This is a genomic window from Heliomicrobium sulfidophilum, from assembly GCF_057715735.1.
Genome location: NZ_JBVTZZ010000005.1, coordinates 878,129 through 892,463, shown reverse-complemented (window position 1 = coordinate 892,463; position 14,335 = coordinate 878,129). Strand labels below are relative to the sequence as shown.

The following is a 14,335-nucleotide window of genomic DNA, read 5'->3' as shown; positions in this document are numbered from 1 at the left end:
GCAATCCAGCGAAAGGGAGGCCTTCTGGAGGTGAAGCAGTGGAACTGGTTTCAGTCGTCATTCTCAATTGGAACCGCCGGGACGACCTGCGCGAGGGGCTGACCCGGCTCCGGGAGCAGCCCTACCGGCCCATCGAGGTCATCGTCGTGGACAACGGCTCCTCCGATGACAGTGTGGCCATGGTGCAGGCCGATTTCCCGGAGGTCAAGATCATCGAGATCGGCGCCAACATCGGCGTTGAGGCCTATAACCACGGTTTTTGCCAGGCCCGCGGCGACTATGTGGTCATCCTGGACGACGATTCTTTTCCCGCCCATGACGCGATCGCCCGCATGGTGGAGCGCTTTCGGGAGGATCCCCGCCTCGGCGTGGTCGCTTTCGATGTGCGCAGCTATGTTCAGTTTGAGGAGTGGCTTCGCCGCCGCGAAATGACCGGAGAGGACAAGGTGGCGAAGCTAGAACAGGCAATAGGGCGAGAAAAGGCGGCGGGGCAGGCTGCTTGCGACGATGAACCGGAGTATTACATGAGCTTCAACGGCGCTGGCGCCGGTGTGCGCCGGTCGGTCATGGAAAAAGCCGGCTATTATCCCGGCGAATTTTTTCTTTACATGAATGAGATGGATATGGCCTTCCGGATCTGGGACGCCGGATACCGGATCCAGTATTTTTCTGATATCGTCTCTTACCATAAGGCGTCGCCGACCAACCGCCAGTCCTGGCGGGCGCCCTTTTTCTACACGCGGAATCTCTTCTGGCTCGTCTGGAAAAACCAGCCGCTTGTTTCCGCCTGGTTGTTGACGTTGCGCCTGTTCTATTACTGTGTCTACTTCTCCCTGGAACAGCAGACAGGCATCTATCTCAAGGCGGCTTGGGCGGCGATTGCTCAGATGCCGATGATCCTGCGCCTGCGCAAGCCGGTTCGAGATGAGGTGGCCAGGAAGCTGAGGGTGCCCTACCGCGTCAATTTCACTTTTTACCGGTAAAGGGCGCCCCAGGGGCTATCCGACCGTATATGCCTTTGAAGCGCGCTCTTTCCAGGCTTGCCAAAGTCAACTTTTATCGATGTACTGGCGGAGAGATCCGGAAAGAAGGGGGGCGTTATTGATGAAAGTCGTCGTATTGGCCGGCGGCGGGGGGACGCGCCTTTTTCCCTTGTCCCGGCAGGACTACCCAAAGCAGTTTCTGACCATCGGCGGGGAGATGTCCCTGCTCGCCCAGACGATTCACCGGTTCCTACGCGTCGTTGAGCCCAGGGACATCATCGTCGTCACCAACCAGGCTTACTATCACCATGTACAGATGGAACTGCGCAAATGGGGCGTCGAGCAGGCCCATGTCATCTTGGAGCCGGAAGCACGCAACACGGCGCCGGCTATCGCCTTAAGCGCCCGCTATTGCCTTGACCTTCTGGGCTGCGCGCCGGATGAGGTGGTGTTTGTGGCTCCCTCAGACCATCTCGTGAGGCCGGTAGAGGCTTACGCCGAGAAGATCCGGGAGGCGGTCCAGGTTGCCCGGGAAGAACGGATCGTCACCTTCGGCATCGAACCGACGAAGGCGGAAACCGGCTACGGCTATATCCAGGCGGGAGAGGCGCGGGAGAAGGGCTTCGTTGTCCGGCGCTTTACGGAAAAACCGGACCGGGCACTCGCGGAGGCCTTTCTGGCAGAAGGCGGCTATTACTGGAATTCAGGGATGTTTGCCTTCACCATTGGTTGTCTCGTCGAGGAGATCGAAGTGCACCAGCCCGACCTGGCCTCCCTCCTTCGCTTGCCTTTTGAGGAGATGCTGAGGCGGTTCGCCGAATCGCCGTCGGTTTCCATCGACAAGGCCGTGGCGGAAAAATCGAATCGCGTGGTGGTGCTTCCCTTTTCGTTGTATTGGAATGACATCGGGTGCTGGGACGCGATTTTTGAAGCCTTGCCGAAAGACGCCGAAGGCAACGTTTTGGCTGGCGACTGCATCCCCTTCCAATGCCGCGAGACATTGCTCATGAGCAATGGACGTCTGGTCGCCGGCATCGGTCTGGAAGACACACTGGTGGTGGAGACGCCTGATGTGATCGTCGTCGCCCGCCGCGGCGAGTCCCAGAAGATCAAGGATGTCGTCGACCAGTTGAAACAACGCAAACGGCGGGAAGTAGTGGAGCATCCCACCCAGTACCGGCCCTGGGGGAGCTATACGATCCTCGTCGACGCTGAGGGCCATAAGGTTAAACGCATCGTCGTTCAACCAGGGCAGCAGTTGAGTCTGCAACTGCACTACCACCGGTCAGAACACTGGGTCGTGTTGGAGGGGACGGCGCGGGTGACCATCGGCGACGAGGTGCGGATGATCCATGAGAATGAGAGCATTTTCGTGCCCAAGTCGACCCGCCACCGTCTCGAGAATCCGGGGAAGATCCCACTGGTGATCATCGAGGTGCAAAACGGCATCTACCTTGAGGAAGACGACATTGTCCGTTTCAATGATGAATACGGCAGGAACTAAGGTCAGCCAACGTCATGATCGACGCCGTAAAAAAGCGACAGCCTTGACGGGCAAGGACAAGACGGAGGGTGAGCGTTCGGTGGGAGGAAACCCATTTAAGGCCTATGACATCCGCGGCCGCGTCCCTGATGAATTGAATGAAGACCTGGCCTACCGGATCGGCCGGGCTTATGTTCGACTCTTTCCGGCAAAGCAGGTGGCCGTAGGCTGCGATGTGCGGCCCTCCAGCGCAGGGCTGGCGAAGGCGCTGGCCGATGGGCTGACGGACGGCGGCTGTGATGTCATCCATATCGGCTGTTGCGGAACAGAGCAGGTATACTTCGCCACCTTTCACTGGAAGCTGGACGGCGGGATCATGGTCACGGCCAGCCATAACCCGGCCGATTACAACGGCATGAAGCTGGTCCGCGCCGAGGCGCGCCCCATCAGCGGCGATAGCGGCTTGCGCGAATTGGAGGCGCTCGCCCTGGGGGAAGGGATGCCCACGGAAACGCATGGAGAGACCCCCAGTGAGACGCTCAGGGAGACATCGCAGGGGGATGGCGACGGCGTGAAGCCGAAAAAGGGGCGGATCCTTCACCGCGACGATCTGATGCAACCCTATGTGGCGCACCTGCTCTCCTATGTCGATCCGGCGGCCCTCGGGCCGTTGAAGGTTGTCGTCAACGGCGGCAACGGTTGCGCCGGACCGATCATCGACGCCCTGGAGGCGCATCTGCCCTTTCAATTTGTCAAAGTCCATCATGAGCCGGACGGCGCCTTCCCCAACGGCATCCCCAATCCGCTGCTGCCGGAAAACCGGCTCTCGACGGCGCAGGCGGTCCGGGAGGCCGGCGCTGACCTGGGCGTCGCCTGGGACGGCGACTTTGATCGCTGCTTTCTCTTTGACGAGCAGGGGCGCTTCATCGAAGGCTACTACCTGGTGGGATTGCTTGGGCAATCCTTCGCCCGGCGCAACCCGGGCGCCCGGATCATCCATGATCCCCGCCTGACCTGGAACACCCAAGAGATGGTGACCGAGGCCGGTGGGATACCGGTGCAGTCGAAAACAGGGCACGCTTTTATTAAAGAGCGCATGCGCCTTGAGGACGCCCTCTACGGCGGCGAGATGTCGGCCCATCACTACTTCCGCGACTTCGCCTACTGTGACAGCGGGATGATCCCCTGGCTGCTGATCGTGGAGACCATGTGTCGGGAAGGGAAGCGGCTGTCGGCCCTGGTGGAGGAACGGGTGGGCCGCTTTCCCTGCAGCGGCGAGATCAACCGCCGGGTGGCGCGACCTGATGAGGTGCTGGCGAGCGTCGAACGGACCTTTTCCTCCGGAGGGGTCCTCGACCGCACCGACGGGCTCAGCATCGAATTCACCGACTGGCGCTTCAACCTGCGGACCTCCAATACGGAACCGCTGATCCGTCTCAATGTGGAGACGCGGGCAGACGAAATGCTGCTCCGCCAAAAAACGGAGGAGATCCTGGCAGTGGTCGACGGGAAAGGACGTCAAGGATGAGCGAAAAGACGGAGAAATGGTGTCTCCTAATCCGTTCCGTGCCTTTTCAGCAGATGGACAAGATCGTGCCTGTCCTGGTCAGCCAGTATCCCGGGATGAAGCTGGCCGTCCTGACCCATGCCCACGGCAAGGAGATGGCAGCCAGTTACCCTGAGGTGAACGAGGTGCTGATCTACCCCGAGGTGGGGAGCTTTGACGTGGCGAAGGTCCCTGACGCGGTTCGGTCCCGCCAGTGGGATACGGTGATCGCTCCGGTGGCCAACGTCTCTGGTTCCGGTTTTTACAACGTACTGCGTTTCAGCCTGGCCATCCCGGCTCGGCAGCATGCGCAGGTCAACCTGCCCGGCCAATTCTCCCGGCTCACTTCGGCCGGCTTGGCCTGGAGAGGGTTGCGCAACGGCGCCTTCGCCCTGGTGGCCGCCCTGGCGGCGGCGCTGCTCTGGCTGCCCTGGTGGCTCCTCTTTTCGTTGCTGTCGATCTTCACGCCGCTCAAACGGGAGAACCCAGGACCGGGCTGATCACAGTCGATTTCAGAACCGAGGAGTTGAGGGAGAAGGGATGTTTGATTACCTGATTGTCGGCGCCGGACTGGCGGGATGCACCCTGGCTGAGCGGCTGGCCAACGGGCGGGGTGCCCGGGGGGGACTGCTGGTGGAAAAGTGATCCTACATCGCCGGGAACGCCTATGACGGCTACGATGACAGCGGCTTGCTTGTTCATCGCGACGGCGCGAACGGCCTCTATGGCGCTGTGGCGGCAGTGGCTGCGGTTGCCCTGTGGCTTCCCTGGGCGGTGTTTTTTTCCCTCTATGCTTTACAGGGGAAAGGGAAACCATCTGGACCCCTTGGTCCAGATAGGCAAGGATGAGGGCGATGTTTGATTATCTGATTGTCGGCGCTGGTTTAGCCGGTGTGACGCTGGCCGAGCGCCTGGCTTCGCAAAGGGACGCCACCGTGCTTGTCGTCGAGAGGCGCTCCCATGTGGCTGGAAATGCCTATGACGGTTATGACGACCAGGGGATCCTGGTGCACCGCTATGGCGCGCACCTCTTTCATACGAATGACCGGGAGGTCTATCAGTATCTGTCCCAGTTCACGGCCTGGCACCATTACTGTCACCGTGTGCTCACCTGGGTGGACGGGCAACTGCTGCCTTTTCCCATCAATCTGGATACGCTCAACCAGTTGTACGGCTTGTCCTTGACGGCGGAGACGATGGCGGATTTTCTCCGCCGTCACGCTGAAGAGCGGGAGGTTCGCAATTCGGAGGATGTGATCATCCGCCAGGTTGGACAAGAACTGTATGGCAAGTTTTTTGCCAATTATACACAGAAGCAATGGGGCCTTCCAGCGGCGGCGCTGGCGCCGGAGGTCTGTGCCCGCATCCCCATTCGTTATAACCGTGATGGCCGTTATTTTGCCGACATCTATCAGGGGATGCCCAAGCAGGGCTATACGGCCATGGTGGAACGGATGCTCGCTCATCGCAATATCAAGTTGATGTTGAATACGGACTATCGAGAGGTTGCGCAATGGATTCCGCACAGAAGGTTGATCTACACGGGGCCAATTGATGCGTTCTTTCAGTTTAAGTACGGGCCGCTGCCCTATCGTTCGTTGCGCTTTGAATTTGAGACGATCGCTCAGGAATACTTTCAGCCGGCTTGTGTGGTCAATTACCCCAATGACTTTGACTTTACGCGCATCTTGGAGATGAAGCATGCCACGGGGCAAAAGTGCGCCTTGACGACGATTGTGCGCGAATACCCGGTGGCGGAGGGGGATCCTTATTATCCCATTCCAGCGGCGCAAAACCGCCAGTTGTATCAACTGTATGCCGATGAGGCGGCCAAGTTGAAGCAGGTACATTTTGTGGGACGCTTGGCCCAGTATCGCTATCTGAATATGGATCAAGTGGTGCGGGAAGCGTTGGATTTGTTCGCACGCCTCTAGGGGCTGGGCGAGAACGAGGTGGGTCGCGATGAACTCTTTTACCATTGCAGGGCATGTGATCGGCCCCGACGGTCCGCCCTTGATCGTGGCGGAAATGTCGGGAAACCATAACCAGTCCTTGGCGCGGGCGCTGGAGATCGTTGAGGCGGCCGCCGCCGCCGGGGCGCATGCGCTCAAGTTGCAGACTTATACAGCCCAGACGATGACCTTGGATGTGGAGCGGGAAGGCTTTCGCATCGATGACAGCCAGAGTCTGTGGCATGGCAAATCACTGTATCAACTTTATGAGGAAGCGGCAACGCCCTGGGAGTGGCATGAGCCGATTTTTGCGCGCTGCCGGGAACTGGGGATGCTGGGGTTTAGCACGCCTTTTGATCTGTCAGCTGTCGACTTTCTCGAGTCCCTACAGGTGCCGCTCTATAAAATCGCTTCCTTTGAGTTGACCCACCTGCCGCTGATTCGCCGCGTTGCGGCGACGGGGAAGCCCATACTGATGTCGACAGGGATGGCCACGGTGGCGGAGATCGATGAGGCGGTCCGGACGGCCCGTGCTTCTGGTTGCCGCCAGTTGGTTTTGCTTAAGTGCACGAGCAGTTATCCCGCTTCACCGGCGGCAAGTCACCTGCGGACGATTCCGCAACTGCTTCAGTTGTTTGGCAGAGGGCAGGGGGGACCTGGTGAACCGGCATCGGCTGCGACAGGGACAAGGGGTTGGCCGGGAGCAGGAAGCGAGGGACAGGAGGCTGGCGGCGCGATGGCGGTGCAGGTGGGCTTGTCCGACCACACCTTGGGGATTGGGGTGGCTGTGGCGGCCGTGGCGCTGGGCGCTTCGGTCATTGAAAAGCATGTCACCCTTTGCCGGGCCGATGGTGGTGTTGATGCCGCTTTTTCGCTGGAACCGCATGAGTTGGCCATGCTGGTGGCAGAAACGGAACGAGCTTGGCAGGCGCTGGGACAGGTTCACTTTGGGCCGCTGCCTGGCGAAAGCACGTCGCTGACTCATCGCCGGTCTCTCTATGTGGCCGAGGATATGGCGGCGGGGGAGCTTTTTACAGCGCAAAACCTGCGCGTCATCCGACCGGGCCATGGGTTGCCGCCAAAGTATTATGAGACGCTGCTGGGACGAGCGGTGAGTCGGCCTGTTGCGAAGGGAACGCCGGTGACGTGGGACGTGTTGCTTTCCCGGAAGAATTCTGGCGATGAATAGAAGGGGGTCTTGCAGGTGGAACGGGATGGGATCGTTGCGTTGATCATGGATGTTCTCGCTGATGTGGTTGAAGGCGAGGCTTTGCCGGAGGGCTTTCCGTCCAAAGCGGATTGGAATGAGCAGATTAAGATTTTTGGCCGTGACGGCCTCCTCGATTCGGTCGGCCTTGTCACGTTGATCGTTGATGTGGAGCAGCAGGTGGAAGAGCAGACGGGCCGGTCGATCGTGCTTGCTGATGAACGGGCCATGTCACAGAAACAGAGCCCCTTTCGGACCATTGGAACGCTGGCGGATTATGTGATGACGCTCCTTTAGCCTGAGGGCGTGGTGGGAGGCGGATGGCGATGGAACAGGCAATAGTGGCGGCAACGGAACCGGCGGCAGTGAAGGCTCCTGCGGCGCCTAATCCCGCGGTGATGGTGATTACGGGGGCGCGCAAAGGGATTGGCCGCCATCTGGCCGAGTATTATTTGGACAAGGGGTTGCAGGTGATCGGCTGCAGCCGTGGCGAAAGCGATCTGGTCCATGAACGCTACAGCCATATGCAGGTGGATGTGACGGCGGAGCCGCAGGTGATCCAAATGATCGCCGCCATTCGCAAGCGTTGGGGCCGCTTGGATATGTTGATCAATAATGCCGGCGTGGCTTCCATGAATCACTCGATGCTGATGCCGGGGAAATCGGCGGCTCGGATCGTCGACACCAACCTGATGGGCACCTTCTTTTGCTGCCGCGAGGCGGCCAAGGTGATGATGAAAAGGCGGTGGGGGCGGATCGTCAATCTGTCGACGGTGGCGGTGCCGCTGGGCTTAGAAGGCGAGGCGGTCTATGCGGCGTCGAAGAGCGCTGTGGAGACATTCACCCGCGTGCTGGCCAAGGAGGTCGCTGCCTTTGGCATTACTTGCAACGCTCTGGGGCCGACGCCGATGGATACGGATCTGATCCGCGGTGTGCCGCAAGAGAAGATCGACCAGATCCTGCGGCAGATGGCCATACAGCGGTTGGGGACTTTTGATGATGTGGCCAATGGGGTTGACTTTTTCATCAGTGAACGGAGCAGTTATATTACGGGGCAGGTGCTCTATTTGGGAGGCGTATAGACCTTGTTCTTGGGTTGGATGTTGGAGACGATGGCAAGCCAGGCGGAACAGGAGGCGCTCGTATGGAATGGGTGCTCCTACACCTATCGGTGGTTGCTTGCGCGCATCGGCCAGTGGCAGGAGCGGCTTGACTGGGCGGCGTCGCCGCAGCGGGAAGCTAAAGCGCCGGTGACGGCCGGTATGGTTGTTGCTGTTGAAGGCGATTATTCGCCCAATGTCTGCGCCTTGCTGTTGGCATTGGTCGATCGCGGGGCGATCGTTGTCCCGTTGACCCGGTCGGTGCGACATCTTCGGGAGGAATTTTTGGCCATTGCCGAGGTGCAGTTGGTCATTTCTTTTTCTGATACAGATGAGGCCGCTTTTGCCTGGAAGCTGGGCGGCCACTGGGTCGGCGAAGGGGGGGGCGCCACTGGCTGTCGACGAGGCTCTTGTGCTGCCAGCCGATAGCGCTCTTGCGACGCCAACGAATCCGTTGCTGTTGGAATTGATCCGCCGCGGCCATCCGGGGCTGGTGTTGTTTTCATCGGGCTCGACAGGTAAGAGCAAGGCGGCCTTGCATGATTTGACGCTGCTCTTGAAGAAGTTTCAGGTGCGGCGACAGGGCAAGCGGATGCTGACCTTTTTGCTGCTTGACCATATTGGCGGCATCAATACGCTGCTCTATGTCTTGTCCAATGCCGGGACGATTGTGACGGTGCCGGGCCGCTCTCCTGAGGCGGTCTGCGCTAATATTGCGCGCTATCGTGTAGAGGTATTGCCCACATCGCCCACTTTTTTGAACCTGCTGCTCCTCTCGGAAGCCTATAAGCAGGCCGATCTGTCGTCGCTGGAGCTGATCACCTATGGCACGGAGGTGATGCCGGAGAGCACCTTGTTGCGTCTTCGGGAGGCATTGCCTCATGTGCGGCTGCAACAGACCTATGGCTTGTCGGAGTTGGGCATTCTGCGGTCTAAGTCGAAGGCGTCCGATTCGCTGTTTGTGAAGATCGGCGGGGAGGGGTTCGAGACGAAGGTCGTTGACGGGGTTTTGTGGATCCGGGCGGAGTCGGCCATGATGGGCTATCTGAATGCGCCCAGTCCTTTCGATGAGGAGGGGTGGTTCAATACCCACGATGAGGTCATTGTCGACGGGGAGTATCTGCGCATTCTTGGACGCCGTTCAGAGATTATCAATGTGGGCGGTGAGAAGGTCTTTCCTGCTGAGGTGGAAAGTGTGCTCATGGAGATGGACAACATTGCCGATGTGGCCGTCTCAGGCGAAAGGAGTCCGCTGACCGGGCAGATGGTTGTGGCCCATGTGGTGTTGAAGCGGCCAGAGGAGGCCGCTGTGGTGAAAAAGCGCCTCCGCCAGTTTTGCCGTTCCCGTCTCGCTCCTTATAAGGTGCCGGTGAAGGTGACTGTTGTGGAGGGGCGTTTTTTCAGTGAACGGTTTAAGAAGATGCGCAAGGATTTGCCGGGATGAGCGATGTGGCTGTGACTGTGGATGTGATTTATGGGCGGCGGGTGCGGCTGCGCGTGGTGGAAGCGGAAGACTTGGAGAGGGTCCGTTGTTGGCGCAACAGTCCAGAGGTGTATTATCCGATGTACAATTGGGATCCCATCACACCGGAGATGCAACGTCACTGGTATGAGACGCGGGTGCGGAAGCGGGAGTGCCATCATTATTTTTTGGTGGAGCGCTTTGTGCCGGGAGAGTCCAATTACCGCCCTGTAGGGCTGATCTCGCTGACCGATGTGGATGGAAGGCATCGACGGGGAGATGTCGGTTTTTATATTGCCAATGCCGAGGACCGTCTGCCTGGTGTGGCCTTGGAGGCGGAGTATATGCTTTTGTCCTTCGCTTTCGACCAGTTGGGGCTGCACAAGGTCTGCCTGGAGGTGATTCAGGGCAACGACAAGGTGGCGCAGATGCATCGCCATTACGGCTTTGAGTTGGAGGGACGGCTTCGCGGCCATGTCTGGCATGATGGCGTTTTTAAAGATGTTTTGGCGATGGGGCTGCTTGCCAGTGATTTTGCTGCTCGCCGGGAGAAGATAGAGGCGCTGCTGGAACGGCTGGCTTGAGGCTTTTGCGGCCAGTGATGGCGAAACGATAGGGAGGGGAATGGGAATGAACATTCTGGTCACTGGCGGCGCTGGTTTTATCGGGCGCTGGGTGGTGCTGCAGTTGCTGCGTGCCGGTCATCATGTCTGGGTGGTCGATGATCTGAGCAATGGCCGCGCCGACAATCTGGCCTATGGCGACGAGGCGTTGGTGGGGGCGGACAGTCTGGCTGACCCTTGTTGCACAGGGATTGTGATGGGAACGTTGACCTTTGAAGTGGGCGATATCTGTGACAGGGAGCGGTTGCGCCGCTGGTTTGAAGAGCAGCGCTTCAATCTTTGTTATCATTTGGCTGCGGAGATCAATGTGCAAAAAAGCATCGATTTTCCGGCTGATACGTTCCGCCGTGATGTGGAAGGCACCTTTGGCTTGTTGGAGTTGTGCCGGGAGTTCGGTACGCGCTTTGTCTTTATGAGCACCTGTATGGTCTATGCGCCCTTTGAGAAAGCTGCTGCTGACAGGGCGAGCAGGAGCGGACTGGAACTGGCTGATGGCCAAGGCATGGATGGGGATGGCTGTGGCTACGGCGATGGCGGGGCGCCGGCAGGGATCGATGAGCGTCATCCTGTCTTGCCGGCGTCTCCTTATGCTGGGGCGAAGCTCTCTGGGGAGCACTTGGCCCTGTCTTACTACCATGCCTATGGCCTGCCGGTGACGGTGATTCGGCCCTTCAACACCTATGGCCCCTATCAGAAGACGAATGGGGAAGGCGGTGTGGTGGCGATCTTTGTGGAGCGGGCCTTACGTGAGGAGCCCTTGCATATCTTCGGTGACGGCACGCAGACGCGCGATTTGCTCTATGTGGAGGATTGCGCTCGCTTTGTCATTCAGGCTGGGATGGATAGGCAGGCGATCGGCAAGACGCTTAACGCGGGTTCCGGCCGGGATGTGTCGATCAATGAATTGGCGCGGCTGGTTGGCGAGGTGGTTCAGGCCGGTCCCGGTTTTTCTGTTTGTCATGTTGCCCATCCTCATCCGCAGAGTGAGATTCGGCGACTGCTCTGCGACTTTGGTGAAGCGAAGCGGTTGCTGGGTTGGGAACCGCAGGTGTCTCTGGAGGAGGGGATCGCCCGGACGGCGGCCTGGATTCAAGGGAAACAATAGCGAAAAGGAGAAAACGGCAAAAGCCCCCGGTCAGGCTCGTTATGAGCGACCGGGGGCTTTTGGTTTGCTGTTGGTTTGTCTTATGGAGGATGTCCTTGTCTGGCCTTATTTCAGCAGTTGCAGGATGCCCTGAGGAAGCTGGTTCGCTTGGGCCAACATGGCCGTCGCCGACTGGCTGATGATGTTTTGCTTCGTAAACTGGGTCATTTCCATCGCCATGTCAGTGTCGCGGATGCGTGATTCGGCGGCGGTCAGGCTTTCGTTGGCCACTTTCAGGTTGTTGATGGTGTATTCAAGGCGGTTCTGGAAGGCGCCCAGTTTGGAGCGTTCTTTGGAGATTTTGGCAATGGCTTCGTCGAAGACTTTAATGGCGATGTTGGCTGATTGTTGTGTATCGATCTTTATGTTGTATTCAGCACCTGAATAGCTCTTCAAACCAAGAGCGGATGCTGTTACGTCACCAATCTCCAGGCCGAGGTGCTGGTTGGTATTGGGGCCGATTTGCAAGGTAGCATCTCCAGGAGGGCGTTTCACCATTGCTTGTTTGGTTTCGTGGAAAGCAGACAATGCGTCCGTTGCGGGTGTTTTCATAATGCCCTGGGCATCACGGAAGGTAAAGACGATTCCGTAAACGGCACCAGCATAGCCAGATGTGTCTGCTGTAAAGTGAATCGCATTTGTAATCGTTCCACTGTGTGAAAAGTCGATAAAGTCATTTGCAGTTAAAGCACCTTTGTTAAGTGTCGAAGAGAGAACCGTTTCCAGGGTAGTCGAGCTCGTTATCCGAATACCACTTGTTTCCATAAGCTTCCCATTGACTACAAAACTTAAGGTTACTGTATCACCGGAAACGATACCATATTTGTTCCCAGCGCGATCAGAGAGGTTGATCAGGTTAATTGAGCTTGTGGATGTAATGGCAGCGCCGTTATTTGTCACAAGTGTATTGCTTTGAATGTTGGCAATTGCGCCGGAAACTTCCCTTCCCATGTTGCCGTTTAAAAGTTTCCGGGTGTTAAATTCCGTGTGTCCAGCAACCCGGTCGATCTCTTTGATCAATTCATCGACCTCATCTTGCAGCGCACTGCGATCCTGCTCGGTGTAAATCCCGTTGGCCGATTGCACAGCCAGTTCACGCATCCGCTGGAGCATCTGGTGCACTGAATCGAGGGCGGCTTCGGCTGTTTGAATCAGTGATACACCGTCGAGACCATTTCGTTCCGCTACAGTGAGGCCGCGGATCTGGGAGCGCATCCGTTCGGAGATGGCCAGACCGGCGGCGTCGTCAGAGGCGCGGTTGATGCGCAAGCCCGACGAGAGCTTTTCCATATGTTTCGATACGATGCCCTGGTTGTTGTTCAGTTGTCGGTAGGCATTTAACGCTTGAATATTATGGTTAATGCGCATGGTCATCTCTCCTTGAAGAATATTGGATGGCAGAAAGGCCAGTGATTATGTGAACGACGTCTATTCGCGACGGTCGACGAAATCATTATGGATGGTTTCCGCATCATCATAGGCCAGGTTCCGTTCATAAGCGGATGTATGCAAGCGAATCTGTTCAGCGCGGGATGTCGGTTTTTCTTTCAGCATTTGTTCCCATGCTTCCGCTACAGGGGTGAGCGTACGGATAAGTTCTTCGATGATGGTGATATCTTTTTTCCAGTTGGCTTCGTAAAGGCGTTCCGCCACATAGTTATAGAGCGCATCCAATTGTTCCGCCATGGCGCCCGCTTCATAATTAATGCCGGCACCGAGTCGTTCGACGATGGCATTGGCTTTTTGCAGTTGTATGTTGGCTTCGCTAAACTTCTTTTCCCGGATGGCTGTGATCGAAAGCTGTAGGCGTTCAGTCAAGTTTTGATATAAGAGCAATGTAATTTCTTGTGAGGACATCTGAAAAATTTCCTGCTCTGTGGGAATTCGATCCAAGTATTGGTCACCCCCTGCAGCGTGGTTCTGGTTTTTTTCTGTAAAGCGAAGGTGTGCTTGGTTGTTTGTCATTCCAAGTCTTTTTTATTATCGGTTTTTATCAGGGAAAGGTTTAGTTTATTTTTTGGGAGATGACGAATATTCAGGGGGGAGCGTTGGAGGCATGGGGGCGGGTTCAGGTATACATGTCGACGAGCAGCCCCTTGATCTCGCCGATGAGACCCAGGATCTTCAGGCTGTTGGCTTGTTTTTTCAGGACATGGTCGGTCAGTTCAAGGAGTTTTTCATCTACTTTGGTGATGAGTTTGTAGATCTTCGCCCGGCCTCTGCGGTTGAAGCCGCGGCGTTCTTCCAGTTGGAGGCCGTTTTTGACGACTTCGTCCATAAATTGCTTGACCAGTTCTTTGTACTTTTTGAGGTCCTCTACGGTTCGCGATTCGGCCAGGATCTTGCCCTGGTCTTCGATCTTTTCCGCCATTTTGACGAACTTGTCGATGCTTCGCTGTTCTCGTTGTTGAACCATGATCTCGGCGAAGGAGATTTTATCGGCCGGGATGTCGGTGGTGTTTTTTTTGCTTGTGGGAGTTGCTTTGCCGATTTTGTTGACTTCCATGTTCGATCACTGCCTTATGATTTGTTCTGGGTGCCTTCCATCTCTTCTATCATTAAGAGGATTTCGGCGATGACGAGGTAGAGTTGCGGCGGGATGTTGTCGCCAAGGTCCATGTCGATGAGGTTCTCCACCAGCAAGGGATCTTCCTGGATGGGGATGTTTTTTTCTTTGGCCATTTCGATGATTTTTCGGGCCAGGTGGCCTTTGCCCTGGGCGATGACGACAGGAGCGTCGCTGTTGGGGTCATAGCGAAGGGCGGCCACGGAAGGGCCGCCGATTTCTTTTTTTTGCTTTTGGTTGAAGAAGCGGTAGTTCATGGGGCGTCCTCA

The 14,335-nt window shown here is 57.3% G+C and carries 16 protein-coding genes; 12 read left to right on the top strand and 4 right to left on the bottom strand.

The annotated features are described in order from the left end of the window. Positions 1-38 precede the first annotated feature (38 nt). The 12 genes from AC0CW1_RS09995 to AC0CW1_RS09940 all read left to right on the top strand — a co-directional run bounded on the left by AC0CW1_RS09995 (position 39) and on the right by AC0CW1_RS09940 (position 11,461). Positions 39-983 carry a glycosyltransferase family 2 protein gene (locus tag AC0CW1_RS09995; RefSeq protein WP_488182912.1) on the top strand — a complete coding sequence of 315 codons (945 nt, stop codon included), beginning with the start codon at positions 39-41 and terminating at the stop codon, positions 981-983. A gap of 121 nt (positions 984-1,104) precedes the next feature. Next, positions 1,105-2,487 carry a mannose-1-phosphate guanylyltransferase/mannose-6-phosphate isomerase gene (locus AC0CW1_RS09990; RefSeq protein ID WP_488182911.1) on the top strand — a complete coding sequence of 461 codons (1,383 nt, stop codon included), beginning with the start codon at positions 1,105-1,107 and terminating at the stop codon, positions 2,485-2,487. Further along, the gene (locus tag AC0CW1_RS09985; RefSeq protein ID WP_488182910.1) at positions 2,453-3,994 is read left to right on the top strand and encodes a phosphohexomutase domain-containing protein; all 1,542 of its coding nucleotides are present in this window, start codon (positions 2,453-2,455) and stop codon (positions 3,992-3,994) included. Before AC0CW1_RS09990 ends, AC0CW1_RS09985 begins: the two co-directional genes overlap by 35 nt. Then, positions 3,991-4,512, top strand: coding sequence for a hypothetical protein (locus tag AC0CW1_RS09980; RefSeq protein WP_488182909.1), 522 nt, complete (start codon positions 3,991-3,993; stop codon positions 4,510-4,512). Before AC0CW1_RS09985 ends, AC0CW1_RS09980 begins: the two co-directional genes overlap by 4 nt. Positions 4,513-4,866: 354 nt before the next feature. Further along, positions 4,867-5,946: a UDP-galactopyranose mutase gene (gene glf / locus AC0CW1_RS09975; protein ID WP_488182908.1), complete on the top strand. Its 1,080-nt coding sequence runs from the start codon at positions 4,867-4,869 to the stop codon at positions 5,944-5,946. 28 nt (positions 5,947-5,974) lie between these two features. Continuing rightward, complete coding sequence (locus AC0CW1_RS09970) at positions 5,975-7,153, top strand: N-acetylneuraminate synthase family protein (RefSeq protein WP_488182907.1); 1,179 nt, start codon at positions 5,975-5,977, stop codon at positions 7,151-7,153. A gap of 15 nt (positions 7,154-7,168) precedes the next feature. Then, positions 7,169-7,468, top strand: a complete 300-nt coding sequence (locus AC0CW1_RS09965) for a hypothetical protein (RefSeq protein ID WP_488182906.1) — start codon at positions 7,169-7,171, stop codon at positions 7,466-7,468. Positions 7,469-7,497: 29 nt separating this feature from the next. Further along, a complete protein-coding gene (locus tag AC0CW1_RS09960) occupies positions 7,498-8,253 on the top strand; it encodes an SDR family NAD(P)-dependent oxidoreductase (protein ID WP_488182905.1) in 756 nt (251 codons plus the stop codon). 3 nt (positions 8,254-8,256) lie between these two features. After that, the gene (locus AC0CW1_RS09955) at positions 8,257-8,700 is read left to right on the top strand and encodes a hypothetical protein (RefSeq protein ID WP_488182904.1); all 444 of its coding nucleotides are present in this window, start codon (positions 8,257-8,259) and stop codon (positions 8,698-8,700) included. Next, positions 8,615-9,715 (top strand): ANL family adenylate-forming protein, encoded by a 1,101-nt coding sequence (locus AC0CW1_RS09950; protein ID WP_488182903.1) that lies wholly within the window; start codon positions 8,615-8,617, stop codon positions 9,713-9,715. The genes AC0CW1_RS09955 and AC0CW1_RS09950 overlap by 86 nt, the downstream gene beginning before the upstream one ends. Continuing rightward, on the top strand, positions 9,712-10,317 hold the full coding sequence (gene pseH / locus AC0CW1_RS09945; RefSeq protein ID WP_488182902.1) for a UDP-4-amino-4,6-dideoxy-N-acetyl-beta-L-altrosamine N-acetyltransferase: 606 nt from the start codon (positions 9,712-9,714) through the stop codon (positions 10,315-10,317). Before AC0CW1_RS09950 ends, pseH begins: the two co-directional genes overlap by 4 nt. A 46-nt stretch (positions 10,318-10,363) precedes the next feature. Next, a complete protein-coding gene (locus AC0CW1_RS09940; RefSeq protein ID WP_488182901.1) occupies positions 10,364-11,461 on the top strand; it encodes a dTDP-glucose 4,6-dehydratase in 1,098 nt (365 codons plus the stop codon). Positions 11,462-11,566: 105 nt separating this feature from the next. Here the strand turns inward: AC0CW1_RS09940 and AC0CW1_RS09935 are convergent, their stop codons facing one another. From AC0CW1_RS09935 to AC0CW1_RS09920, 4 genes are all read right to left on the bottom strand, one after another. Further along, positions 11,567-12,868: a flagellin N-terminal helical domain-containing protein gene (locus AC0CW1_RS09935; protein ID WP_488182900.1), complete on the bottom strand. Its 1,302-nt coding sequence runs from the start codon at positions 12,866-12,868 to the stop codon at positions 11,567-11,569. 60 nt (positions 12,869-12,928) lie between these two features. Beyond that, on the bottom strand, positions 12,929-13,393 hold the full coding sequence (locus AC0CW1_RS09930) for a flagellar export chaperone FliS (protein ID WP_488182899.1): 465 nt from the start codon (positions 13,391-13,393) through the stop codon (positions 12,929-12,931). A 175-nt stretch (positions 13,394-13,568) separates the two neighbouring features. Then, positions 13,569-14,006 (bottom strand): YaaR family protein, encoded by a 438-nt coding sequence (locus AC0CW1_RS09925; RefSeq protein WP_488182898.1) that lies wholly within the window; start codon positions 14,004-14,006, stop codon positions 13,569-13,571. A gap of 14 nt (positions 14,007-14,020) precedes the next feature. Continuing rightward, complete coding sequence (locus tag AC0CW1_RS09920; protein ID WP_488182897.1) at positions 14,021-14,323, bottom strand: EscU/YscU/HrcU family type III secretion system export apparatus switch protein; 303 nt, start codon at positions 14,321-14,323, stop codon at positions 14,021-14,023. Positions 14,324-14,335: the final 12 nt, after the last annotated feature.

What these genes read in the sequence shown, in the direction of transcription:
- AC0CW1_RS09980 (WP_488182909.1), top strand. Translation starts at nt 3,991, where the DNA reads ATGAGCGAAAAGACGGAGAAATGGTGTCTCCTAATCCGTTCCGTGCCT.
- AC0CW1_RS09970 (WP_488182907.1), top strand. Translation starts at nt 5,975, where the DNA reads ATGAACTCTTTTACCATTGCAGGGCATGTGATCGGCCCCGACGGTCCG.
- AC0CW1_RS09920 (WP_488182897.1), bottom strand. Translation starts at nt 14,323, where the DNA reads ATGAACTACCGCTTCTTCAACCAAAAGCAAAAAAAAGAAATCGGCGGC.
- AC0CW1_RS09990 (WP_488182911.1), top strand. Translation starts at nt 1,105, where the DNA reads ATGAAAGTCGTCGTATTGGCCGGCGGCGGGGGGACGCGCCTTTTTCCC.
- glf (WP_488182908.1), top strand. Translation starts at nt 4,867, where the DNA reads ATGTTTGATTATCTGATTGTCGGCGCTGGTTTAGCCGGTGTGACGCTG.
- AC0CW1_RS09925 (WP_488182898.1), bottom strand. Translation starts at nt 14,006, where the DNA reads ATGGAAGTCAACAAAATCGGCAAAGCAACTCCCACAAGCAAAAAAAAC.
- AC0CW1_RS09935 (WP_488182900.1), bottom strand. Translation starts at nt 12,868, where the DNA reads ATGCGCATTAACCATAATATTCAAGCGTTAAATGCCTACCGACAACTG.
- AC0CW1_RS09940 (WP_488182901.1), top strand. Translation starts at nt 10,364, where the DNA reads ATGAACATTCTGGTCACTGGCGGCGCTGGTTTTATCGGGCGCTGGGTG.
- AC0CW1_RS09960 (WP_488182905.1), top strand. Translation starts at nt 7,498, where the DNA reads ATGGAACAGGCAATAGTGGCGGCAACGGAACCGGCGGCAGTGAAGGCT.
- pseH (WP_488182902.1), top strand. Translation starts at nt 9,712, where the DNA reads ATGAGCGATGTGGCTGTGACTGTGGATGTGATTTATGGGCGGCGGGTG.